The organism is Psychrobacter sp. FME13 (genome assembly GCF_014861395.1).
Classification (GTDB): Bacteria; Pseudomonadota; Gammaproteobacteria; order Pseudomonadales; family Moraxellaceae; genus Psychrobacter.
In genome coordinates this window covers 32,855-57,106 of sequence record NZ_RRYV01000007.1, presented here as the reverse complement: position 1 = coordinate 57,106, position 24,252 = coordinate 32,855, and the positions used below count along the sequence as shown (strand labels likewise).

The following is a 24,252-nucleotide window of genomic DNA, read 5'->3' as shown; positions in this document are numbered from 1 at the left end:
CAAACCCTAATCCCAAGTCTTAAAACCAAATGCGTGATTGTGATGGATAACGCCAAATTTCATAAGAGCAAACGCATTCAAAAGCTACTAAACAGGCACGGGCATCGTATTCTTTGGTTGCCGCCGTACAGCCCAGACCTAAACCCTATCGAAAAGAAATGGGCTCAGGTGAAGTTTCTACGCCAAGGCTGGATGGAAAACGACTTATCCAAATTGTTTTATGATGTTTGCCCTAACCATAACAATTTTATTTTGAGCTGACTATATATACGAAATATTACTGCCTTTGATTCAATATTAGAATATATCGAGTATATATAGTTTTTTTCAAACTTTCTTATTTGAAGAACTGAGGTATTTCGTATTTTCAACTCATATTTATTTAACCTATTTTGTCCAGTGAGAGTTCTTGAGTAATTATTAGGAATAATATTTATATCATCAGAAGAATAAGAATATAGAGAGCTGTTATTACGAAAAATATTGGTCAGGTTAATATTGTCAATGATTAAACTAATGATAATTTTTCTAGAATTTAGTTTTAACCCGCTGATAGTTAGAATCCTGCTAGAAATCCAAACTCGATCTTTTTTATCAGTGAATTCCAATTTAGAAAATTGAAACTGCTTATACATCTTACCACTTTGTAGACTAGATGCTATTTGCTCTTGTTGTTCATATAAAACTTTCTGCTCAGAATAGCTAATTTCCTTCTCAACATAGAACTCTAACTGCTTGTTCTCGTTAAATTTTAGCTCGCCACATAAATTATCATAGCAGATACTATCTTTATCATTATTTAATTGATAGATTTTGCCATTAGTTATCGGCCACACAAAATTATAATTTAAAATATCTCTTATTTCTCTTACAGTCAGCATGTTTTACCCTACCTATAAGCGCGCAGGGTGAGCTAGCGGATGCGTAACTCACCAAGTCTAAAATTAACACAATCAAAAAAGATGGGTTACCCTCTCAAATGCTTCTTAAACAAGTGATCAAATATAAACGGGCCAAATGGCAAGAAAGATCCAACTACACCTGCAGGCAGTGCCCGTAGGGGCATTTTTATTTTGCTCGCTGTGATGATCAGCACTATGATATAAGCAACGAATAGTATCCCATACAATGGGCCGACATAACTCACTGCTTCAGGCATACCCAGCATATATTTTAATGGCATGGCGATACCCAGCAACAGTAGAAAAGACGTGCCTTCTAAATAACACATAATGGTTAATTTCTTGAGAGCAAAATTTTGCTTTTCAGTTAGAGTATGCAAGGGAGGTGTCTGAGCTTGCGACACTTTGTAATCCTTTTGACGATCATTAATAAATATTAAACTTCAATGCTAACCTCGCGGATGATGCTCCGCATGCAATTTCTGCAATCTCGCTGTCGCCACGTGGGTATAGATTTGCGTGGTTGATAAATCACTGTGCCCAAGTAATAACTGTACGCTACGAAGATCAGCGCCATGATTTAGCAAATGCGTGGCAAAAGCGTGGCGTAGCGTATGCGGTGACAATTCTTTATCGATACTGGCGACTTTGGCGTATTTTTTAAGCAAATACCAAAAGTTTTGCCGCGTCATATAGCCACCTTGCGCCGTTAAAAACACCGCTTGGCAATTTCCTGATTTCAAATGAGCAATCAAGTCTCCACGAGCATGAGACAGATAATCTTCCAATGCATCCGCTGCATATTCGCCGAGGGGCACCAGTCGCGTTTTATTGCCTTTACCCGTGATTTGTAGCCAACCTGAGTTTAGATTCACTTGTTCTAATGAGAGATTAATCAATTCACTCACACGCAGACCGCAGGCATATAGCACCTCTAGCATGGCTTTATCACGGAGTCCTAGCGCAGTGCTAGTATCAGGCGAGGCAAGTAGATTATCGACATCCGCCTCAGCCAAATCTTTCGGTAGTGGTCGTCCGAGCTTTGGGCTTTTGACACGTTCGCAAGGGTTGTCTTCACGCAGATTACTGGCAATCATCCATAGATAAAACTGACGCAAGCTTGAGAGCATGCGTGCTTGGGTACGTGGGGTTTTGCCTTCTTGAGTAAGGCTTGATAAGCAGTGCAGCACGTCATCAGGCTGCCAGCGAGTCAAGGCAACAGGATTGGTCAGCTCGCAGGCACGCAGGTCGCGGACATATGCATTACGAGTACGTGTGGCAAGCCCTCGCGCCAGCATGGCTTGACGAAACTCTGTCATATAACTGGGTTCGTCATCTACTGCCAGCGCCTTAGGTTGGCGCTGTTGCACGGCACGATCACGGCTCATAATTCAATACTCGACGGTTGACTGTTAGATAAGCGTTAAACACCATAACGAGGTGACTTCAGCACTGCGCGCGACATGCAGAGGGTCGCTATCATCTTGACTACGACCATGCTTAGGTTGGGTGTCCAGACGATATTTTACTGACAATCCAGCATCGGCAAACAAGCTCAATAATTCATCACGAGTGCGCAGTTGCAGGTGCTCAGCTAAGTCCGACATGATCAACCATAGCTGTCCATGCTCAGCTAAGTGCTGTTTAGCACCTTGTAACACGCCGCGTAGCATCGCGCTCTTGGCATCATAGACAGCATACTCAAGAGATGAGCTTGGCTTAGCAGGTAACCAAGGCGGATTACAGACAATCAGATTGGCGAGTGGTGCGTCAGTCGGATACAGATCCGCTTGCTGTAACTGTACGGCAGTTAGTTCTAAGCGTGTAAAGTTCTCGTTGGCACAGGCCAAAGCACGTGGATTTAAATCTGTTGCGATTACTTGTGGAACACCGCGCTGCGCTAAGATGATCGCCAGTAAGCCCGTTCCAGTACCGATATCATAGGCGACATCACAGGTGTCTGGTAGCGCCGCATCGAGTAATAGCTGTACATACTCATGACGAGTTGGTGCAAAGACACCATAATGCGGAAAAATGGATAACCCTAAGCTGTCTATCGGGACGCCTTTTTCGCGCCATCCTGCTGCGCCAAGTGCGCCTTGCAAGTCACGAAACGACAGTACACAAGATGTGTCCATCGCTGTATCTAATGGGCCAAAAGCGGCTGTACAGGCGGCGCTGACATCAGGTGCGCGGCGTAGTTGGCTGACATAATTGGCATCGAGCTCTAGTAGCAGGCGGCTCAATATACGTGAGCGCTGGGCTTGCAGTTGGCGCTGCTGATGAAATAAGTTGGGAATGCCTTGAACACTTGCCGCATTAGGTTTATTTGCAGCTTTTTTCATTTTACGTAGCTCAGAGCGTTCGTTCGTACGATCTATACGGCGACCGAGCGCCTGTAATAACTGGCGTGCATTATGAAAGTCACCGCGCCATAGCAGTGATGTACCCTCGCAAGCTAAGCGGTAAGCATCATCTGCGGTCGTTGTATCATCGACCAACACAATGCGCGCAGGTGGCATATGATTGCTTTCAGACAACCAAACAGCATTATGTAGAGTCTCGTTTTCTTGCCACTGTACATACTGCTTTTCTGTTTGTAACACGTAATAGCCTACCTTTTGTGAAAGATACTTTGCTTAGAGTGCAAAGATATCTTTATATTGTTTATTGCGCTGTCAATGTTCTGCTGTGATCAATGCTTTACTGTGGTCAATCGAGTACATTTAAGCACTTTTTTTCTTAACCAGATAGCGATAAAGCGTCACACTCATAGGTGCGGTATTATCGCTATCAATGGTTATTTCATCAGGATCGACATTTAAATTCACATTTTCCGCGAGCGTTTCTTGAGTCAACAGTTCATGACCTAGATGACGACAGAAATTAGGGATATCGCGTGTCGTAGCAGGGTCGGTGGCTAGTATTTCGATCACCTCGCCACTGTCTGCTTTGCGTATGACTCGATGTAGCATCATCACAGGCTCAGGGCAAATAAGCCCTTGCGTGTCTAGATGATGGTTAATAGAGGTATCTGTTGTTGAAGTTGTCATAATTATACTTAATTAATCTAAAAATTTAATAATGGATAATTTGTTTACGCGCCTGTCAGGAGTCAGGACGTACTTTCTGAGTTTTCTACACTATCTGTCTCTAGCACTTCGTCTGTCTCTAGCGCTTCATCAGTATCAGGCAAGTCAGCCACTTCTAAAAAGTTAAAAAACCGCTTGAAACTCACTTTGAATAAAAAAGCCACACCCAACCAACAGGACAACCCCAACCATGCAGTGTCAGCGAATAATAACCCACCAATCAATATGATGGTCGATACACCGATACTCATAGCAATCATCGACGGCTGGTTTAAGCGATAGCGATAAACGACTAGAGCATCATACAGGGTAATAGGAATCGTGAGCGCAACCAAAGCATAGGGCAGGTTATAAAATAACTGATAAAGCAATTGATTGTCATGAAAGGCTTTAATACTAGCAATGGTGCCAAAGACCATAAACGCAAAGATAGCAGCATAAATGAGATAAATCGCTATTTGGTTTGCTCGTTGTGCGCCTTTGATGCGAGCGATGGCAAGCGGAGCAAAACCATGTTGCGATTTATTTTGCGTGGATTGGTCTGAAACAATAGTCATAATAATCAGTCATTTATCCGTTTAGATGATATAGTCAATCCACTATAAAAGAGTTACAGCGTTAACCTCACTTGAAGTATTATATATACATCTACGCTCGGTTTCCTTGTAACGCTTTCAAATTGGATTAACTATATAGCAGAAATGGGCAGTATTCGAGTAGCAAGCTGATTGCTTAGCCAAACTGATTGCTTAGCTAAACTGATAATTGTTAAGCTAATCGGCTTTGATTGCATCAATGGCGATACTGCTAGTTGGATCAGCAAAATACGTCGACATTAGGATACAGGCAGAGATATCATCAATCGGGTCGCGCTCATGTTGAATCCAGCCATTTTCCCACGCTATTTCACGCGCGGCAACTGAGGTTAAGCGCTCATCACAGAGTGTGACGACTACTGGCAGGTGCTGTTCCATGACTCTGTGCGCTAGACGACGGGCGAATTTGTGCGCGCGCTTAGACAACATTGAGCTGCTACCATCCATATTAAGTGGTAGACCGACGACCACTTTTGAGACCCCCCACACTTTGACAATACCCAGTAGATTGTCCCAATCTGGTTGACCATTATTCATCGCTAAAATATCAAAGGCACGCGCTGTCTCGGTAATGGTATTGCCAAGTGCCATGCCCATTTTTTTGACGCCATAGTCTAAGGCTAAAACAAGGTGCGGCTTAACGGTCGCTTCAGCAATGCCCGTCTCAGTCTCTATTGAATTGATGCTATCTGTTATAAGGGTGCTATCTGCCATAGTAACGGATGTATCCTATTTGGGTTTTTTATTTCTACGTTTATAGAATATATGAGGTTAAGCGTGACCGATATCACTGCTTAGGTAGTCAAAATTGATCCCGATTTTATCAGCGGCTATTTGCCAGCGCTCTTCAAATGGCGTATTGAATAATAAATTTAAGTCAGCAGGGCAAACCAACCAATCGCCATTATTCAATTCTTGCTCTAACTGCTTCTTACCCCAACTGGCATGACCCAAGCACAGCTGATAGTGACCGACGCCTTGACCTGCGGCGATACGTTTCAGAATATCTTGACTGGTAGTAATGCAGACGTTTTCTGATATCGCAAAAGAAGACGCCCATTCTGGCTGACCTGTATGCAAAACAAAGCCAACTTCCGGGTACATAGGTCCACCTTCTAACGCCACATCTTCCATCACTTGAGGGTTAGTGACTTCAATACTGAGGTCTTCCAACAGCTTACCCACTCGTGATTGTTCCAACGGACGATTGACCATCAGACCGAGTGCACCATGCTTATCATGACGACAAATATAGATTAGCGCCTGCTCAAACCTTGGGTCTGACAACTCTGGCGCTGCGATTAAGAAATGGTGAGTCAAATTGGCTTTAGACATAGAAACAAATGAAACCTAACGATAAAGGTGAAAGACCACTATATGGCGATAGCGAGCAAAAAATCAACTAAAGCAAATATTTAGCCATTATGAGACGTTAGTGAGTGATACTAATAATATTAGTGACGAGCCACCACCTGTTACTTCACATCTGTTAATAAGCTGCGGGCATGGTCACGGGTAACATCAGTGATGGTCACACCGCCCGACATACGTGCCAGCTCATCGACTTGGGCGTTGTCTGTCAAAATCAGCAGCTCACTTTGGGTTTGTTCATTATGATGCTTTTGTACCAATATATGTTGATGTGCTTGCGCGGCTACTTGTGCTTGATGGGTGATGGCCAATAACTGTTGCGTACGGCCCAGCTCGCGTAACAGCTCGCCAACCACTTGCGCGGTGCCACCACTGATACCGACATCGACTTCATCAAATACCAGCATTGGCTTGGCCGCGTTATTGTCCGCATTGGTGGCTTGTAGTACTTGCATGACCAGTGCCATCCGCGACAGCTCGCCACCTGACGCAATTTTGTGTAGCGGCTGCATCGGCATACCGACATTGGCGCTAAATAACAAGTCAATATCAAAGCAGCCTTGGGCATTATATTGGCTAGGATCTGATTTTTCGGTAAAGACAAACTCGCAGCGAGCATTGGGTAGCGCAAGCGGTTGTAGTTGTTTTATTAGCTGTTTAGTGATGACGGGCGCTGCTTTTGAGCGTTCTTTATTTAGCTTAGTGGCTAGCGTTAAATATTCTTGCCAAGCTTGCTCAATTTGGATAGCCATGACATCGCTGCTAGGTTCATTTTCTAACTGCTCCAATTGCGCTTGCCAGTCTTTTGCTTCATCGATTAAATCGCTAGCTGGGAGGCTATGCTTACGGGATAGGCGATGACCCAAGCTGATAAGACTGTCTAATGTCTGTAAGCGTTCAGGATCAGGTAGCTGCTGCTCAGCGTAGTCTGATAGTAATCCTGTCACTTCAGTGATTTGCTGTTGTGCTAAATGCAGCTGTTCAGACGCTTGTTCAAAGGTCTGGCTCACGCCCACTTGATTGTCGCAGAGTTTGATTGCTTGTCCTAATAAGGTCATGACATCCGGCTCATCGGTATCATTATCGAGTAGATGTAAGCCATGACTGGCCTCTTGCATCAACGATTCTATATTAGACAGTTCTTCGTGCTCTGCTTCAATTTCCGCGTAATCAACTTCTAATAACGGTGCGATATCGGCGAGTTGGCTTTGTAACAGCTCAATGCGATCTTGGCGCTGGGCTTCACGACTGGCTATGTCATCAGCACGGCGCTTGAGCGTTTGATAATGCTGATAGCTACTGGTAGTTTGTGCTGCTAATGGAGTGACTTGCGCCATTTCATCGAGCCATTGCACGACGAATTGTGGTTTGAGTAAGGCTTGCTGAGCATGTTGACTATGGATATTGACGAGTAACGCACCCAATGTCTTTAGCTCAGCCAGGCTGACTGGCGACCCATTTAACCATGCTTTTGAGCGACCGTTATTACTAAGCTGACGGCGAATCAATACTTCTGGCTCTTCTAGCGCTCTATCATTTTTAGCGAACCAATCAGCAATGACGGTATTGTTTACTACATCAAATTGCGCATAAATATCTGCATGTGCAGCACCATGTCTGACCATTGCGCTGTCGGCCCGCTCGCCTACGCATAACGATAATGCATCCAATAATAGCGACTTGCCCGCACCTGTCTCACCAGTGATGACATTGAAGCCCTCAGCCATACTTAGCTCGTGCTGAGCAATCAACGCAAACTGATGTAAAGTTAATGATACTAGCATCAACGCCTCTCATGATAGACAATAAAACTGACCTATAAAGCTGGACAGTTATATCTAAAATCGGATGAATAAGAAAAAACTATTTGGTTAATATTACCAAGGTGGTCGGCAAATATTATGGTGTTAAATGCAGCTAAATACAAATCTTAATGGTAGTGAATACAATAAATTTAGAAAGAGATATCATCATAAAATTTATAAAAACTAGTGGTTAATCTTCATCATAGCATGGCTAATATTAACCATAAATTGAATAAGTTAGCCAAATAGAAACCAGCCATTATCATCAAAAAATTAGCAGTCAAGAAGTTTAAAACTAGCTATCAGCCAAAATTTTCCTAATCGCTTTAACAAACTTTATAGATATAATGTGGTAGCATAATCTCACATAATGATAAACTCTTACTATTAAGTTTTATGCTTTATGTTACCTGACAATGAGTCACAATACCTTCAAATGAAGCAAGTATAGTGCTAGCGTCAGGCAGGTCGGTCATTAGGCCAATTCGTCTTTGTAAAGTCTGTTCCTATAGTTAGAGTATAGGTTCGAACTTCAAAAAGGTAGAAACTAGAGTGCATACTTCCAAGGATATACATTTTAGTTATACTTAACTCAGTTACTTATTTTTTAGTTTTGCAATAATTATTTGATAAGGAAGCCACTATGACAGCGGCGCAATTTACTAACGTAACAGTTAATGCCCAAGCAACGGTATCGTATGATGGTCGTTGTTCTAGCCATACTATTATGTTCGAAGATGGTCGACATAAGACATTGGGTGTGATTTTACCTTGTGATAATTTGGTCGAGCACTATCACTTTAGCACTAATACCTCCGAACGTATCGAAATCACTAGCGGCGAATGCGAAGTCAAAACCAATGGTGAAGAAGAGTTCAGCTACTACCGTGCAGGTCAATCATTTGTCGTTGAGGGTAATAGTGGTTTTAATTTACGAACAGAAGAAATTGTGCAATATGTTTGTCACTTAGAAGGCTAATTTGGTTGGTAAGACAGTTGGTTGAGCTTAGTGCTCTTAACACGCTATTTGCTAATCACCCAAAAGAAATAAACGATATCTGATGGGTATTGTTTATTTCTTTTTTTAATGCTTTAACCCTTTTAACCCCAATGCCTTGCTACAATTATATCTCTAATTGATTTTTTTTGTTTTATCGCATCAGGCGTTAACTATCTTATAAACAACCACTTAATAATCAGTAGGCCTATTATGGCAAAACCTATTTATTTCTATGGTATTCATGCGATTGATGCTTTGCTCGAATATCGCCCGCTCGATGGACTTAGCTTATTTGTACAGCAAGGGCGAGAGACTGACAGTCATGTACAAGCGATAATGGCAGCGGCAAAAGATAATGGTATCAGCATCCAACCGACGCAAAAAGACAAGCTGACGCAATTGTGTGGTAGTCCACAACACCAAGGCGTGGTACTAAATGCTCGTCCACTAGGCTTCGCTAGCGAAGGTTTGCTTGATACTATTGTTGGACGTGAGCAGTGCTTGTTATTAGTCTTAGATCAAATTACAGACGCACATAATTTTGGTGCTTGCTTGCGTACTGCCGTAGCGATGGGTGTGGATGCAGTGGTATGTCCAAAGCATCATGCTGCTAGCTTGACACCGACCGTGGCCAAAGTATCAGTAGGTGCTGCGGAGATGATGCCTATCATTAATGTCACCAATCTGGCACGCACGCTGTCACAAATCAAAAGCGCAGGTGTGTTCGTGTTTGGCACGGCTTTAAATGCAGATGCGAAACCGATACATGCTGCAGACCTAACTGGTAAGACGGCAGTCATTATGGGTTCAGAAGGAGAAGGGATGCGCCGCCTGACAATGGAGAGCTGTGATGAGCTGGTTTATATTCCAATGTCTGGCAACGAGCATGGCAACTTGCAAAGCCTAAATGTGAGTGTTGCTACTGGTATGGCGTTATACGAAGTCAATCGGCAGCGAACTTTAGCTGCTGGGCCAGTATAAGATACTCTTGATGTAAGGGCTCTAGCTGTGAATATAGAGCCGCAAGGTCACTTTCGTTTAACACCACATCATCAGCATGACGATTACGCTCTTCGCGGCTCAGTTGGTTAACCATAATGGCTTTAATTTTTTGTACACTTTGCTCATCACGCTGACTGGCACGTAACAGCTGTGTGTCTTCGGTAGCATCCATCACTAAAATGCGTTGGCATAGATTAGCGAGCCCTGCCTCGGCAGCTTCGATGAGTAGGGGTGCTGATAAAACCACATAAGGTGAGGTGCTAGCTGCCAACTGGGCTTTGGCTGTTTCACGTATCGCTGGATGAGTGATTGACTCTAACTCAATCAATGCTTCAGGATAGGTGAATACGTGCGTTCTTACGGCAGCTCGATCCATCGTTCCATCACCATTCAACACCCAGTCCCCGAACTTCTTTTGGATTTTTTGTAGGGTTGAGCTGCCTTTGGCAACAATGTCATGGGCAATTACATCGGCATCAATAATATCAATACCTTGTTCAGAAAACCAAGCGCTAGCAGCAGACTTGCCACTTCCGATACCACCCGTCAAACCAACTACTAAGGCCTTTCTGTTGGTTTTTTGGCTTTGTGGTAGGTGTGAATAAGATGAAGAGGCAATCGTGTGTGTGGACATAATAATGACTTATTTGGTTAATATAATAAAGATGGTTATAAATAGAAAACTGACGGTTTGTAGCAATAACTTAGTTAAGAGTACATGGTTAAGGATACATGCCTAGGTACCAGTTGACGATTTCTGAGCCATACAACAAAGCAATGATACCCGCAATCGCAATGTAAGGGCCAAAGGCGAAAGGCTTACTCTCACCCTGCTGTCTCATTAGGATAATCCCAACCACTGACCCTAGCAATGATGACAATAGAATAATCAATGGCAGCATCATGGGTCCAAGCCAAGCACCCAGTACAGCTAACAACTTAAAATCTCCCTGCCCCATACCGTGTTTCTTCGTAATAAGATAAAACACCTTCACCACTATCCATAATGATAAAAACCCAAGCAGCAGTCCCCAAATTGACTGTGTTGGCGAGACAAACCAGCTTTGTGAGTTCACTGCTAACCCCAAACCTGCTAGTGGAAACGTTAGGCGGTCGGGTAGTAGCTGAGTATCAAAATCAATGCCTGTTAACGCAATAAGCGTCCATACTAAAATCAACGCTGACAACCCAGCGGCATTAACTCCAAATTGATAAATGACGAGTATTGATAGTAGCGCAGTGACCAGTTCAACGATAGGATAACGTAGGCCAATAGCTGCTTTACAGTCTGAGCAACGTCCACGTAATACTAACCAACTTATTAGGGGTATGTTTTCATACCACTTTATTTTATGAGCACAATGAGGACAACGTGAGGCAGGTCGACTCAAAGTGATAGGCTGGTCAGCAGCGACGATAGTGGTTAAGGGCTGAGTATGTTCTTGCGGCATGTCTACTTGTTCAGACATAAACTGGCTACATTCTTGTCGCCAACTATAGATCATCATGAGTGGTGTACGGTGAATCACCACGTTTAAAAAGCTGCCAACACAAAGACCTAATAGCCCAAATACGACTAAAGCCATAGTCGTATTGTCTTGCAGTAACTGTATAAATTGCATGAAATAGCAGTCCTTGAATTCGCTTTTAACCTACCACAGCGCCCATTTGGAAAATTGGTAAGTACATGGCAATGACTAAACCACCAATTAATACTCCTAATACTGACATGATTAAGGGCTCCATTAAACTGGTCAGTCCATCTACAGCATTATCCACTTCGTTTTCATAATAAACAGCCACTTTGTCCAGCATATCTTCTAAGCTACCAGACTCTTCACCGATACCGACCATTTGAATGGCTAGACTTGGGAAAAGGTTGGTTGAGCGTATGGAGAATTGCAATTGCTGACCAGTGGAGACGTCATTTTTAATTTGTTGAGTGGCGTTATAAAACACAACATTGTTGGTAGCGCCAGCAGTAGAGTCAAGCGCATCAATAAGGGGTACACCAGCGGCAAAAGTAGTCGATAACGTACGAGCAAAACGAGCGATAATCGCTTGATAAGCAATATTGCCAAATATTGGTGCTTTCAATGTGGCGCGATCTAAAAAATCACGGAATTTTTTAGATTTTTTCTTAGCTTCTGAGAAACCAATGATGGCACCGCCAATAAGAATGATAAGTATAAACCACCATTCCTGCATCCATTCTGACATACCTACCACCATTTGGGTAAAGGCTGGTAGTTCTGCGCCAAAAGATTCAAATAATCCGGAAAACACAGGTACAACTTTAACCAAAAGAATAATGGTAACAATAATAGCGACTACAATTACCGCAATCGGATACTTCATGGCTTTTTTAATCTTAGCCTTTAACAGCTCACTTTTTTCTTTGTAAGTTGCCACCCTTTCAAGCATGGTTTCAAGAGAACCTGATTGCTCACCAGAATCGACAAGGGAGCAAAAAAGATCATCAAAGTAGCGTGGATGGTTGCGTAAGGCAGAAGCAAAGGTGCCACCTGCTTCGATATCTGATTTTATTTGCAAGACCAAGTCTTTCATACTAGGATTGTCAAGTGAATCGGCGACAATCTCAAAAGATTGTGTCAGCGGCACACCTGCTTTCATCATCGTTGCTAGCTGCCGAGCAAAAATAGCAATATCGATGGGTTTAATAGGTTTTTTGAAGGTGTAGAGGGGCTTGGGCTTTTTCTTAATGCCTTTGACAGAAATACCTTGTTTACGCAAAGTCGCTTTTGCTAGCTCTAAACTGCGACTGGTGGTTTCTCCTTTTACTTTTTGTCCGCGTCGGTTTACCCCGTCGTAGACAAAGTCTAACAGCATGTCGGTCTTCGCTTTTGCCATGTTACTACCCTCAAATATTGTCTAATATAGATCTTGCAAAGATGTATAACGATGCCTGACTCATTATTGCAAAGCGGCATACTTTATTTTAACGTAAAAAGCCAGTATATATCTGTTTTATATTTAAGTATATCTAGTACGAAATATTGCTGGTTTATAAAAATATAAATATTTAGTGAATAGCTATGAAAAATAACGGTGTTGGTACTCTTTTAAGAATGGTTACTCAGAGGTCACACGCATCATTTCTTGAATACTAGTGACGCCTTGTAACACCTTTAAAATACCAGAGCGGCGTAAGTCTCGGAAGCCATTCTTGATGGCTGCATCCTTGATATCTATCGCATTACCATCTTCCATAATAATTCGTGAAATATCTGGACTCACTTTCATTACTTCATAGACACCCACACGACCTTTGTAACCTTCACGGCATTCATTACAACCTACGGGCTCATAAATAACGTTGTCTGGATCATCTAAATCGACTTCAGTAAAGCCAAGTTCAAGTAGGCTTTGTCGAGGAATATTAATAGGTTTTTTACAGTTTTTACACAAACGACGTGCCAAACGTTGGGCAATGACTAAATTGACTGAGGTTGCGATGTTAAAAGAAGCCACACCCATATTACGTAAACGTGTCAGCGTTTCAGGGGCTGAATTGGTGTGTAAGGTTGACAGTACCATATGGCCTGTTTGTGCTGCCTTAATCGCAATTTCAGCAGTTTCAAGATCTCGAATCTCACCAACCATCACAATATCGGGATCTTGACGTAAAAAAGACTTAAGGGCATTGGCAAAGGTGAGGCCTACCTTGGGGTTAACATTGACCTGATTGATGCCTTCTAGGTTAATTTCGACCGGGTCTTCAGCGGTTGAAATATTGGTTTCTCCAGTATTTAAGATATTAATACCTGTATAGAGTGATACTGTTTTACCAGAACCAGTCGGTCCAGTAATCAGTAACATTCCTTGAGGTTTATGCAATGCTTCCAAGAACATTTCTTTCTGATCCGGTTCATAACCCAATGCTTCAATGCCAAGCATGGCTGATGAAGGATCCAAAATACGTAGGACGATTTTTTCACCAAATAAGGTTGGTAATGAGTTTACCCGAAAATCAATCGCTTTGTTTTTAGAGAGCTTAAGTTTAATACGTCCATCCTGCGGTATACGGCGTTCTGAAATGTCCATTTGTGACATGACTTTTAAGCGCGCAGCAATTTTCCCCGCTAGCTGTACTGGAGGACTGGCCATTTTTTGCATCACACCATCGACACGAAACCTTACTCGATACGTTTTTTCATACGGTTCAAAATGTAAGTCAGAAGCCCCCATGCGAATAGCATCAACCAACATTTTATTAACAAACTTTACAACGGGTGCTTCGTCAACGTTATCGGTTAGTTTGGTTTCACCATCACTGTCCTCATCTTCTTCACCCTCTTCAAACCCAATGTTCAAGTCGCCATCTGAGAAACTGTCAAAATCTTGCATCGCATCGGCATATAGGCTTTCAATACGTTTTTTTAGCTTATCTTCTTCGACGACGATGGTTTCAATAGATAGACGAGAATTAAAGGCAATGGCATCAATTGCATCGACACGAGTGGGGTCGCTGAGTGCAACAAATAAACGTTGCCCTCGTTTAAATAATGGCAAGGCATTAAATTTACGAACAATTTTTTCATCCACCAAGTCTTTTGGAACGACATCAGTATTTAAAACATCAAGATCAAAGAGAGGATCACCAAAAGCTTGTGACAGCATCTTAGCAAGATGATAGGCATCAGCCAATTTATTATCTACTAGGTAAGGTACTAAGCCTATTTGCTGCTGCTGTGACTCAGTCTGCGCGACTTTCATGTTCGCTTCGCTAACGATACCATCACTGATGAGCTGATGGGCTAAACCGCCATATTTGTTAGATGTGATAGACATTACGACCTCTCCTTAATACTAAGTATGCTTTATTTTTTTGAAAACTATATACTATTTATAGTCTTTAATAGACATATTTTATCAATCATCGATAGTCTTTGTGCTGTTACTAATGAAAGTATAGTCAGAGCACTGCTACAGCGATATCCATCCCTATCACTAAACGTACTACTTATAGGAATTATAGTCGGCGGCCTTGCACCCTTTTGGGGACGAGCCTTAGATTTCCTTTAACTATAAATAAAAAATGCCTTTACAGGAGGTTTAATAAATAGTTGCTTCTAATAGCCTATGTTACCGTTGATTTAGTGTGCTAGATTACTGACAATGTTTTAGGTGAAGACCTTATTATAGAGCTTTAGTTTAGGACATGTTGAACATTTGACCAGTAATACTGATAATGACTATCTATGAATGTTTAACACACTAGTTGCAAAAAGTTATATAGACCATTAAGTAGCCAACAGGTAAACAGTTACAGCTTATAATAATGTCAGTTGCCCTTGTATTTTAAAAGTCTATTTTTTGGTGGCGTTAGGATACTATAGCACTTGAGAATTATTTGTTATACTGCCACGCACATTAGCCGAATTGGCAGGAATACATGAGACAAGGTAGATGAGTATGCAAGCTTGGGTAATAGGTAATTGGAAACAGAATCCAGCAACAAGTCGCGATGTCGATACATTATTAGAGGATTTGTTGACGACGATATATGCTGATACAAAATTTTCAAGCAATTGCTGCAACTTAATGGTGGCACCAAGCGATATTCATTTGGCAGCAGTTAGTGCTCGTTTGAAAGATACGTCTGTGCTGTGTAGCGCACAAGATATTAGTGCTCATAGTGCAACTACCGGTGCATATACTGGTGATTGCTCCGCACAACAAGTGTTTGACGCTGGTGCAACATGGACGATACTTGGTCACTCTGAGCGCCGTCAGTATCATCAAGAATCTCAAGAATGCTTATTGCAAAAAATGACTCACGCATTCACACAAAACTTGGGTGTAGTATTTTGTATTGGTGAAACTCAGACACAGTATGATGCGAAACAAACGCTTGACGTCATTGATACTCAGCTATCAGTCATTAAAGATTTACTGGATCAACAACCAGATATTGCCGTTTCATTAGCAGAGCGTCTAATCATTGCTTATGAGCCCGTTTGGGCGATTGGTACTGGTAAAGTACCTACTGTGGATGAGGTTAGTAAAACCCATCAACATATAAAACAAACGGTTGCAGGCTTTGCTGACAACTTGGAAGAAATGACGGTTTTATATGGCGGTAGTGTCAATGCTGATAATGCGGATAGTTTTGCTTTAGACTCAATGATTGATGGTGCATTAGTTGGTGGCGCCTCATTAAAAGCAGAGAGTTTTATAGCGATTGCCAAAGCTTTTAGCTAAGCTAATACTGAGTTAAAAAAGTAGGTTTAACAGTACCCTTGCAATCGTGTACAATGCGCCTTATTTATATAATCGATTTAGCGTCATGACACGCTGATTGTTATTTTTATTAAACTTAAGATTTATTTTTCCGTTATCCGTCGTCATTACGCGGCAAAAGAGGCCACCATGTTTACGTTTATATTAGCCCTGCATATTATCGTGGCGATTGCTATGATCGGCTTGATTTTGATACAGCATGGCAAAGGGGCAGATGCTGGAGCTTCTTTTGGTGCTGGCTCATCAGGTACGGTGTTTGGTGCGGCAGGAACTGCCAACTTTTTAACGCGTGCGACCGCTGTTTTAACAGTGATATTTTTTATCACTAGTATGACGTTAGCTGTGCATGCACGTAAGCAAGCCGAAGATCAGTTTCGTTTAGATGCGCCAGTTTCAGCACCACAGACACCGCGCCCATTGACTCAAGATTCTCATTAAATATCTTTTGAGCGTGTAGCTCTTGCTATTTTGATACGTTAGATTTACAATGCTTTTCTGTTTTTACGAGTCTTTATCTATCGGTGCCTACCTTAAGCATCTATTACAGTAGATGAGATATTGAAAACACAGTAGTAAAAATGCGATTGTGGTGGAATTGGTAGACACGCCATCTTGAGGGGGTGGTGGCGCAAGCTGTGGGGGTTCAAGTCCCCCCAATCGCACCAATTTTTAATACGCAGCACAGCGTAAGGTTTTGTTTTATAGTTATCGATTGCTTTATTTGAATTTATTTTAAAATAAACATTGACACTTATATGAAACCTCTATAGAATGTGCGTTCTAGATTGATGCGGGGTGGAGCAGTCTGGTAGCTCGTCGGGCTCATAACCCGAAGGTCGTTGGTTCAAATCCAGCCCCCGCTACCACTTTTTATACTGATGTTTTGTACACTAAATTTGTCAGTAACTATTAGCCCACCATTATGCTTGTGGGTTTTTTTGTATCTGACTATCAGTGTTATCGCGCGCGCTATCCTACTTATGTTAAGCTCTAGTTCTATAGAGTACGCTGCCATTTATTGTAGCTTGTCGTTACTCAGCATTCATAGAGTGATGTTTCCTAAGCATACTATCTCTTATTCCTTATTCTTTTATTGATAGTACTGCTTTATGAATAATAAAAGCATTATCCGGCTGAGCTTGATATTTTTAAACTTATATAAATAAATGAGATACATAATAGTACACTTGTGATATTAAACAATATTATGATGGTGTCATCCACTACATGACGGTTTACACCAAATACAAATAAGAGATAACAGACAAATTCAATACGGTTTATTAAGTACGATAGATACGTGAATAGGAAGATATAAATAGATTATGAAGCTTTCGACCAAAGTTGCAGAACTGACTAATATTATTGCCCCTGCAGTCGCCGCTTGTGATGTGGCGCTATGGGGTATAGAATTTGCGCCACAGGGACGCCGTTCTTTGCTACGCATTTATATTGAAGCGTTGCCAGAAGAGCAAGCTCAAGATAAGCAGGTAACCATTGAAGACTGTGCTGCAGTAAATCATCAAGTAAGTGGCATTCTTGAAGTACATGATCCAATTGCTGGTGAGTATATTTTAGAAGTGTCTTCACCAGGGTTTGATCGTGCTTTCTTCTCAGATGAGCAGATGCATGGGTATGTCGGTCAGACAGTTAGCTTACGTTTGATACAAGCTATTGGTAATGGTGACCAAAAACGTCGTAAAGTGACAGGTACTCTAGACAGTATTAATGAAACTTCTTTACAGTTGACGGCCGCTGATAGTGAGCAGTTTGAGATTGCATTGAGTAACATAGATAAAGCTAATTTAATTTATGAAGATGCTTAACAGATTAGAACGTTTACTTTATAAATATGTTTAGTTTGATGTCACCGGCAGCTTATAACAAATCGAGATTTAAATATCCATACAGCGTAAATCTTACGGTGGACATATAATATTAATACTCAAATTATAAAATTTAAGTCAATTAAAAAATGATAGGACAGGTATAGCATGAGTCGTGAAATCTTAACGGTAGTAGAAACTGTCAGTAATGAAAAGGGCTTAAATCCTGAAGATATCTTTGAAGCCATAGAAGACGCTCTAGTGGTATCTACCAAGAAAAAAGTATACACCGAACAGCCAGAAGTGGCCGTACGGGTAGCTATTGATCGTGCAACTGGCGATTACGATACTTATCGTTACTGGACCGTGGTTGCAGATGAAGACCATGAGATGCCTGCTTGCCAGCTAGCGATTACTGATCTGGACCAAGAAGAGTGGTCAATTGGTGATGTAAAAGAAGAGCAGATCGAATCGATTGAGTTCGGTCGTATTGCTGCCACGCAAGCCAAACAGGTCATTATCCAAAAGATTCGTGAAGCTGAGCGAGCGCTTGTTGCTGATGCTTTTGAGCCACGCATTGGTGAAATGATGTATGGCGAAGTCAAAAAACAAACACGTGATGGTTATATTATCGATTTGGGTGACAATGCCGAAGGTTACTTGTCACGTGATCAAATGCTTCCGCGTGAGCAGCTACGTGCAAAGTCACGTATTAATGCCATCCTATATCATGTAAACCGTGAAAACCGCGGCGCCCAGTTACTACTCTCTCGTACTCATCCTGAAATGCTATCGGCATTGATGCAAAAAGAAGTACCTGAGATCGCTGAACAAATTATTGAGATTCGCAATGTCGCGCGCTTACCAGGTACTCGTGCTAAAATAGCAGTTAAGACCAATGATCATCGTATTGATCCAGTCGGTGCTTGTATCGGCATGCGTGGTACTCGTATCCAGGCAGTACAACAAGAGCTTGATGGTGAGCGTATCGATGTCGTGGTTTGGTCAGACGATCCAGCCCAATTTATCATCAGTTCTCTAGAGCCAGCTGACGTTAGTAGTATTATTTTAGATGAAGATACTCAGACTGCTGATATCATCTTTAGTACCAATGACCAATTAGCACGTGCTATTGGCTCACAAGGCCAGAACGTACGTTTAGCCTCTGAACTAACAGGCTACAAGCTTAATATGATGCTAGAAGAAGAGTATCAGCAGCGTCAACAAAACGAATCTAAAGCGTTTATTGAACTATTCTATGAACGTTTAGAGGTGGATAAAGACTTAGCTCAAGCGCTTGTCGATATTGGTTTCACCAGTATCGAAGAAGTGGCTTACGTACCAGTTGAAACTTTTTATGACATCGAAGGTCTAGACGATGAAGCGATTGAGATGATTCAAGAGCGTGCTAAAGAAGTAGTCATTGCTGATGAGCTAGTCAAACAACAGAACATGAAAGAGCCAAGTCAAGAGCTACAAGATCTTGAAGGTATGACAGTCAGCTGGGCTTATAAAATGGCACAGAAAGATATTATTACCGTTGATGATTTGGCAGAACAAGCAGTCTTCGATCTAGAAGATATCGAAGGTTTAGACTCTGAAACCGCAGGAAAACTCATCATGAAAGCTCGGGAATCTTGGTTCAATGAATAAGCGGTAACTGCATATCGCTGTCTTTTGGTGATATGCTATCGATATAAAGTGCTGGTATGAATGTAATACAAATACCAGCCTTAACCCAATCATTTGTAGCCAACAACTGAATTGAACATATAGCAAATAATAGACAGTAGGTGATAATAAATGGCAGATAAGACCGTCAAAGAACTGGCAGATATGGTAGGCAAAACTACAAGTGCTGTAAAACAGCAACTGGTAGATGCTGGACTACCTGCTCGTGCAGAGGATGACCTAGTCTCAGAAGTTGAGCAAGAGAAGTTGGTGACGTATTTAAAGCAAAGTCATGGTCAGCAAGAAAAGCGTCGTATTAGTCTTAAGTCTAAAACGACTAGCACTGCTCGTGTGACTGGCTCTTCAGGTAAATCTAAGAGCGTTAATGTTGAAGTACGTAAAAAGAAGGTCTTTGAAAAGCCTGATCCTGAAAAAATGGCTGAAGAATTGGCTGCGCGTGAGCAAGCGATGATTGAGTCGCAGGAACGTGCTGCTAAAGACGCTGAAGAGCGTGCTGCTACTAAGAAAAAGGCAGAAGAACGTCAAGCGGCGACCTTAGCTGCGATGCGTGCAAGTTTGGGTTCTGGCAAAAAATCAGACGATAGAAATGACGATATCTCAACGTCAGTCGTTGTGAAAAAAGGTGGCAAGGCAGCTGTTGAAGTCAAGCCTAAAGACCAACCGAAGAAAAAAGTCGCTGCAACCAAACCAAAAGTTGAAACGGCAACTGAGCGTAAAGCTCGTGAGGCTCGTGAAAAAGAAGAAGCTCGTCTACGCGAAATCGAGACTGAAACACGTCGTGTGCAGGCTGAAGAAGCACAGAAGCGTACACTTGAGCAAATGCGTAAAATGGCTGGTAAATATACAGATCGTGAGCCTGTTACTGAAGTTCGCAAAGATGAACCGTTGGCAGAAGGTTTGGTCGGTGATGCACTAGAAGAGTCATTCGAAAAAGAGCGTCGTGAAATCAAGCGTGGTGCAAACAGCACTGGTGCACGTGGTCGTCGTCGCAAGAACCAAGATGAGCGTGAATTTAAAAACCGTAAAAATGGATTGCGTTCAAGTCAATCAGGGCAGCATAAATTTGAAAAACCGGTTGAGAAAATCGTTTATGACGTTGAGATTAGTGAGCATATCACTGTAGCAGATCTTGCTCAGCGTATGGCAGTCAAAGCCCGAGAAGTGACTAAATTACTGATGAAAATGGGTGAGATAGCACGCGAGTCAGACACCATTGATCAAGCGACAGCAAGTTTGCTGGTTGAAGAAATGGGTCACAACCCAGTACCTGTCAGTGATACAAAAGTTGAAGATGACTTGCAAGATGCGGTCGATGAGCGCAGCAGCAATGTGCAAACACGTCCACCAGTCGTGACTATTATGGGTCACGTCGATCATGGTAAAACATCATTACTGGATAAAATTCGTGAAACAAAAGTAGCAACTGGTGAAGCGGGTGGTATTACTCAGCATATTGGTGCTTACCATGTTAAAACGGAACGTGGTGTCATTACATTCCTAGATACTCCAGGTCACGCAGCATTTAGCGCGATGCGTTCACGTGGCGCTCAGGCAACGGATATCGTTGTACTAGTAGTGGCAGCTGATGATGGTATGATGCCACAAACAGCAGAAGCGATTGATCATGCTCGCGCTGCTGGTACGCCAATTATCGTCGCTATCAACAAAATGGATAAGCCAAGTGCTGATCCTGACCGTGTTCTTAATGAGTTGACCACAAAAGAAGTGGTATCAGAAGAATGGGGTGGTGATACACCAATGGCACGTATCTCAGCCAAAACAGGCGAAGGTATTGATGAACTATTGGATTTTATTAGCTTACAAGCTGAGCTGATGGAATTAGAAGCACCATTAGACGGTGCTGCACAAGGTGTTGTCATTGAATCTAGACTAGAAAAAGGTCGTGGTCCAGTTGTCAGTGTCTTAGTGAAAAAAGGTACATTGAAGCAAGGTGATTTGATCTTAGCCGGTGAACATTATGGTAAGGTCCGTGCACTGACAGATGAGAATGGTCAGCGTATCAAATCAGCGGGTCCTTCTATCCCTGTAGAAATCTTAGGTTTACCTGAAACACCTGCCGCTGGTAGTGAGTTCTTAGTCGTAACTGATGAGAAAAAAGCACGTGAAGTGGCTGACTTTAGAGCCAACCGTGAGCGTGAGCGTCAACTTGAACGTCAAAATGCTATGCGTTTAGAGAGTATGTTCGATCAGATGGAACAAGGTGATGTGTCATTCTTGAACATCGTATTGAAAACGGATGTACGTGGTTCGCTTGAAGCATTACTTGCTGCTCTAAACGAGCTATCAACTGATGAAGTTAAAGTCAGAGTGATTAGTTCAGGTGTTGGTCCTATCTCTGAGTCTGATGTCACGCTTGCAGAGTCTAGTGAGGCAGTACTATTAGGCTTCAACGTTCGTGCAGATGCGACCGCACGCCGTAAAGCAGATACGGCTAACATGGATATTCGCTACTATAGTGTTATCTATGGCCTAATCGATGATGTGAAATCAGCCATGAGTGGTATGTTAGCTCCTGAACATCGTGAGAAAATCCTTGGCGTTGCAGAGGTTCGTGAAGTATTCCGCTCTAGTAAGTTTGGTGCAGCTGCTGGTTGTATGGTGGTTGAAGGTACAATTTATCGCAACAAACCTATCCGCGTATTGCGTGAGGATCAGGTTATCTTTACAGGTCAGTTGCAATCATTACGTCGCTACAAAGAAGACGTTAATGAAGTACGTACTGGTATGGAATGTGGCCTAGCGGTACGTGGTTACGATGTCGAAGCTGGTGATAAGATCGAAGTCTTTGAAATTCAAGAATTCGCACGTACTATTTAACGTTCAGGTACTATCTAACGTTATTGTCTGATAGTGAGGTATATAACCATGCAACGTGCTTAACGGGCTGTGCATCTTAATACCTCTTCACTATCAAGCTTTACTTAGGCCTAACAGGTACACCCTGCTAGGCCTTTTTTGACAAGTATTAATCTCTAAGTTTTTTAAAAGATATGTATTAAGGTCTGTTGAATATTCAAATATTAAGACTGCTAATCAATAAAAATAAGCCATATCAAATTAAGGTAATAAAATGAACCAACGTTTACAACGCTTAGCCGATCAAATACAGCGTGAGCTTGCTGTTCTTATCCGCGATGCAGTTAATGATCCTCGCCTGACTGGTTTTGTCACTATCTCTAGTGTCAAAGTTAGCCCGGATTTAGGATATGCCGACGTCTATGTCACCATTATGGAGCCTGAGCTCAATGATGCCATGACCAAGACGAATCATGAAGAAAGTATTAAAGTGCTTAACAAAGCTGCGGGTTTCTTACGTACTGAACTAAGCCATAGTTTAAAAACACGTACGACACCGCGCTTGCGTTTTCATTATGATGAAGTGACAGCTCGCGGTAATTATATGATGGATTTGATTAATCAGGCCGTCACTAAGACCGAAAAAAATGAGAATGATGAGTAAGTACCTACTATGCCCATATCAGCCAAACCTGCCGATAAAACACAAGCTAAAGTGAAAGTATCTGGTGTTATCTTAGTAGATAAGCCTAAAGGTATGACTTCACAGCAAGTGGTGTCAAAAGTAAAATATCTGTTCAAATCACCGATGCATGACAGCAAAAAAGCTGGGCATACTGGCACGCTTGATCCTATGGCCACAGGTCTATTACCTATTTGTATGGGTGAGGCGACGAAATTTAGTCATTATCAGCTTGATGCTGATAAGTCTTATCAGGCGACTATATTGCTAGGTAGCCAAACTGACACTGGTGATGCCGAAGGGCAAGTTGTGGCACAAGAGCCCATTCCTCAACTTAACGAAGATTTTTTAGCGACTGTGGCGCAGCAGTTCTCAGGGGCTCAGCAGCAAATACCACCCATGTACTCAGCACTAAAAAAAGACGGCAAAAAACTCTATGAATACGCTCGAGCTGGCATCGAAGTAGAGCGGGCACCGAGAGATATTGTGATCAAAGCGCTTGACTTAAAAGCGCTTGATCATGAGCAAATCCAATTGACAGTGACTTGTACCAAAGGTACTTATGTACGAGTGCTCGGTGAAGATCTTGCCAAAGCGCTAGGTACATTGGGACATCTGACTGCATTGCGACGTACGCAAGTTGGTGATTTTGACATTGACAATGCGATTGTTTTGTCAGAATTAGAAGCACTATCGCTAGATAGCAGACAAGAGCAGCTAATGCCAGTGGATGCCTGCATCAATATTGACGCTGAAATGATACTAACGACCGAACAATGTACTCGTATACATATGGGTCAACGTTTAAATGTGTTTGAACAACTGACAGACCATATTAGGGATTATATCACCAATAATGTTGATATCCTGTCATCAAACAATGATGACGTGGCTGTTGGTCAGGAAGTTGTTTCTGAGACAGATGATGGCGATCAGTCTACCGATACGAAGCCGTTGATACATGAAATACCGGTAGATATTCGCTTGATAAATGAAAAGGGTCAGTTCTTAGGTTTAGGTGCAGTCAGTCTAAATGGTCGGTTACAGCCTAAAAAACTTATCCAGCGTTAGTTTTATTCTTGATTAAAATTAAAGGCTTGTGCAAAAAGGACGCATATCAATAAAAATAAAATAGGTCAAAGGATGATTGACTACCAAATAATAATAAAATTAATTTATAAAAATATACTGGTCCATAAAAAC

General features: G+C 42.1%; 23 protein-coding genes and 2 tRNA genes. 12 read left to right on the top strand and 13 right to left on the bottom strand.

Features of this window, described 5'->3' with window-relative positions:
* Positions 1–261: transposase (locus EI164_RS02200; RefSeq protein ID WP_192518365.1), on the top strand; the 261-nt coding region annotated here is incomplete at its 5' end.
* On the opposite strand, the gene EI164_RS02195 is transcribed toward EI164_RS02200, so the two are convergent.
* From EI164_RS02195 to recN, 9 genes are all read right to left on the bottom strand, one after another.
* Positions 219–881, bottom strand: coding sequence for a hypothetical protein (locus tag EI164_RS02195; protein WP_192518364.1), 663 nt, complete (start codon positions 879–881; stop codon positions 219–221). The two genes, EI164_RS02200 and EI164_RS02195, sit on opposite strands and share 43 nt — an antisense overlap.
* Positions 882–967: 86 nt before the next feature.
* Positions 968–1,306 (bottom strand): DUF3817 domain-containing protein, encoded by a 339-nt coding sequence (locus EI164_RS02190; protein WP_318779506.1) that lies wholly within the window; start codon positions 1,304–1,306, stop codon positions 968–970.
* Between the two features lie 45 nt (positions 1,307–1,351).
* Positions 1,352–2,290, bottom strand: a complete 939-nt coding sequence (xerD, locus tag EI164_RS02185; protein ID WP_192518363.1) for a site-specific tyrosine recombinase XerD — start codon at positions 2,288–2,290, stop codon at positions 1,352–1,354.
* Between the two features lie 24 nt (positions 2,291–2,314).
* Positions 2,315–3,508: a methyltransferase gene (locus EI164_RS02180; protein WP_192518362.1), complete on the bottom strand. Its 1,194-nt coding sequence runs from the start codon at positions 3,506–3,508 to the stop codon at positions 2,315–2,317.
* A gap of 120 nt (positions 3,509–3,628) precedes the next feature.
* A complete protein-coding gene (gene tusA, locus EI164_RS02175; protein WP_192518361.1) occupies positions 3,629–3,955 on the bottom strand; it encodes a sulfurtransferase TusA in 327 nt (108 codons plus the stop codon).
* Positions 3,956–4,017: 62 nt separating this feature from the next.
* Entirely contained in the window at positions 4,018–4,551 is a 534-nt protein-coding gene (locus tag EI164_RS02170; protein WP_192518360.1) for a hypothetical protein, read from the bottom strand.
* A 216-nt stretch (positions 4,552–4,767) separates the two neighbouring features.
* Positions 4,768–5,304 carry a Holliday junction resolvase RuvX gene (gene ruvX / locus EI164_RS02165; RefSeq protein ID WP_192518359.1) on the bottom strand — a complete coding sequence of 179 codons (537 nt, stop codon included), beginning with the start codon at positions 5,302–5,304 and terminating at the stop codon, positions 4,768–4,770.
* 57 nt (positions 5,305–5,361) lie between these two features.
* A complete protein-coding gene (locus tag EI164_RS02160; protein WP_192518358.1) occupies positions 5,362–5,925 on the bottom strand; it encodes a YqgE/AlgH family protein in 564 nt (187 codons plus the stop codon).
* Positions 5,926–6,065: 140 nt separating this feature from the next.
* Positions 6,066–7,745, bottom strand: a complete 1,680-nt coding sequence (recN, locus tag EI164_RS02155; RefSeq protein ID WP_192518357.1) for a DNA repair protein RecN — start codon at positions 7,743–7,745, stop codon at positions 6,066–6,068.
* Between the two features lie 664 nt (positions 7,746–8,409).
* Between recN and EI164_RS02150 the strand changes: the two genes are divergently transcribed.
* Together EI164_RS02150 and rlmB are read left to right on the top strand one after the other, a co-directional pair.
* A complete protein-coding gene (locus EI164_RS02150; RefSeq protein ID WP_192518356.1) occupies positions 8,410–8,745 on the top strand; it encodes a pyrimidine/purine nucleoside phosphorylase in 336 nt (111 codons plus the stop codon).
* Between the two features lie 231 nt (positions 8,746–8,976).
* Positions 8,977–9,747 carry a 23S rRNA (guanosine(2251)-2'-O)-methyltransferase RlmB gene (gene rlmB / locus EI164_RS02145; protein WP_192518355.1) on the top strand — a complete coding sequence of 257 codons (771 nt, stop codon included), beginning with the start codon at positions 8,977–8,979 and terminating at the stop codon, positions 9,745–9,747.
* Here rlmB and coaE read toward each other — a convergent pair.
* The 4 genes from coaE to pilB form a co-directional block, all read right to left on the bottom strand.
* Complete coding sequence (gene coaE, locus EI164_RS02140) at positions 9,710–10,402, bottom strand: dephospho-CoA kinase (RefSeq protein WP_192518354.1); 693 nt, start codon at positions 10,400–10,402, stop codon at positions 9,710–9,712. The genes rlmB and coaE overlap by 38 nt on opposite strands.
* A gap of 88 nt (positions 10,403–10,490) precedes the next feature.
* Positions 10,491–11,390, bottom strand: coding sequence for a prepilin peptidase (locus tag EI164_RS02135; RefSeq protein ID WP_192518353.1), 900 nt, complete (start codon positions 11,388–11,390; stop codon positions 10,491–10,493).
* 25 nt (positions 11,391–11,415) lie between these two features.
* Positions 11,416–12,639, bottom strand: a complete 1,224-nt coding sequence (locus EI164_RS02130; protein ID WP_192518352.1) for a type II secretion system F family protein — start codon at positions 12,637–12,639, stop codon at positions 11,416–11,418.
* A 222-nt stretch (positions 12,640–12,861) separates the two neighbouring features.
* The gene (gene pilB / locus EI164_RS02125) at positions 12,862–14,580 is read right to left on the bottom strand and encodes a type IV-A pilus assembly ATPase PilB (RefSeq protein ID WP_192518351.1); all 1,719 of its coding nucleotides are present in this window, start codon (positions 14,578–14,580) and stop codon (positions 12,862–12,864) included.
* A gap of 624 nt (positions 14,581–15,204) precedes the next feature.
* Between pilB and tpiA the strand changes: the two genes are divergently transcribed.
* The 9 genes from tpiA to truB all read left to right on the top strand — a co-directional run bounded on the left by tpiA (position 15,205) and on the right by truB (position 24,120).
* Entirely contained in the window at positions 15,205–15,993 is a 789-nt protein-coding gene (gene tpiA, locus EI164_RS02120; RefSeq protein WP_192518350.1) for a triose-phosphate isomerase, read from the top strand.
* A 168-nt stretch (positions 15,994–16,161) separates the two neighbouring features.
* Positions 16,162–16,470: a preprotein translocase subunit SecG gene (gene secG / locus EI164_RS02115; RefSeq protein ID WP_192518349.1), complete on the top strand. Its 309-nt coding sequence runs from the start codon at positions 16,162–16,164 to the stop codon at positions 16,468–16,470.
* Positions 16,471–16,612: 142 nt separating this feature from the next.
* Positions 16,613–16,697: transfer RNA gene (locus EI164_RS02110), tRNA-Leu, on the top strand.
* A gap of 124 nt (positions 16,698–16,821) precedes the next feature.
* Positions 16,822–16,898 (top strand) — tRNA-Met (locus tag EI164_RS02105).
* Between the two features lie 459 nt (positions 16,899–17,357).
* Positions 17,358–17,858: a ribosome maturation factor RimP gene (gene rimP, locus EI164_RS02100; protein ID WP_192518348.1), complete on the top strand. Its 501-nt coding sequence runs from the start codon at positions 17,358–17,360 to the stop codon at positions 17,856–17,858.
* 168 nt (positions 17,859–18,026) lie between these two features.
* Positions 18,027–19,511, top strand: a complete 1,485-nt coding sequence (nusA, locus tag EI164_RS02095) for a transcription termination factor NusA (RefSeq protein ID WP_192518347.1) — start codon at positions 18,027–18,029, stop codon at positions 19,509–19,511.
* A gap of 150 nt (positions 19,512–19,661) precedes the next feature.
* The gene (gene infB / locus EI164_RS02090; RefSeq protein ID WP_192518346.1) at positions 19,662–22,388 is read left to right on the top strand and encodes a translation initiation factor IF-2; all 2,727 of its coding nucleotides are present in this window, start codon (positions 19,662–19,664) and stop codon (positions 22,386–22,388) included.
* 253 nt (positions 22,389–22,641) lie between these two features.
* The gene (locus EI164_RS02085; RefSeq protein ID WP_192518345.1) at positions 22,642–23,031 is read left to right on the top strand and encodes a ribosome-binding factor A; all 390 of its coding nucleotides are present in this window, start codon (positions 22,642–22,644) and stop codon (positions 23,029–23,031) included.
* Positions 23,032–23,040: 9 nt separating this feature from the next.
* Entirely contained in the window at positions 23,041–24,120 is a 1,080-nt protein-coding gene (gene truB / locus EI164_RS02080; RefSeq protein WP_192518344.1) for a tRNA pseudouridine(55) synthase TruB, read from the top strand.
* The last annotated feature ends 132 nt before the right edge of the window (positions 24,121–24,252 follow it).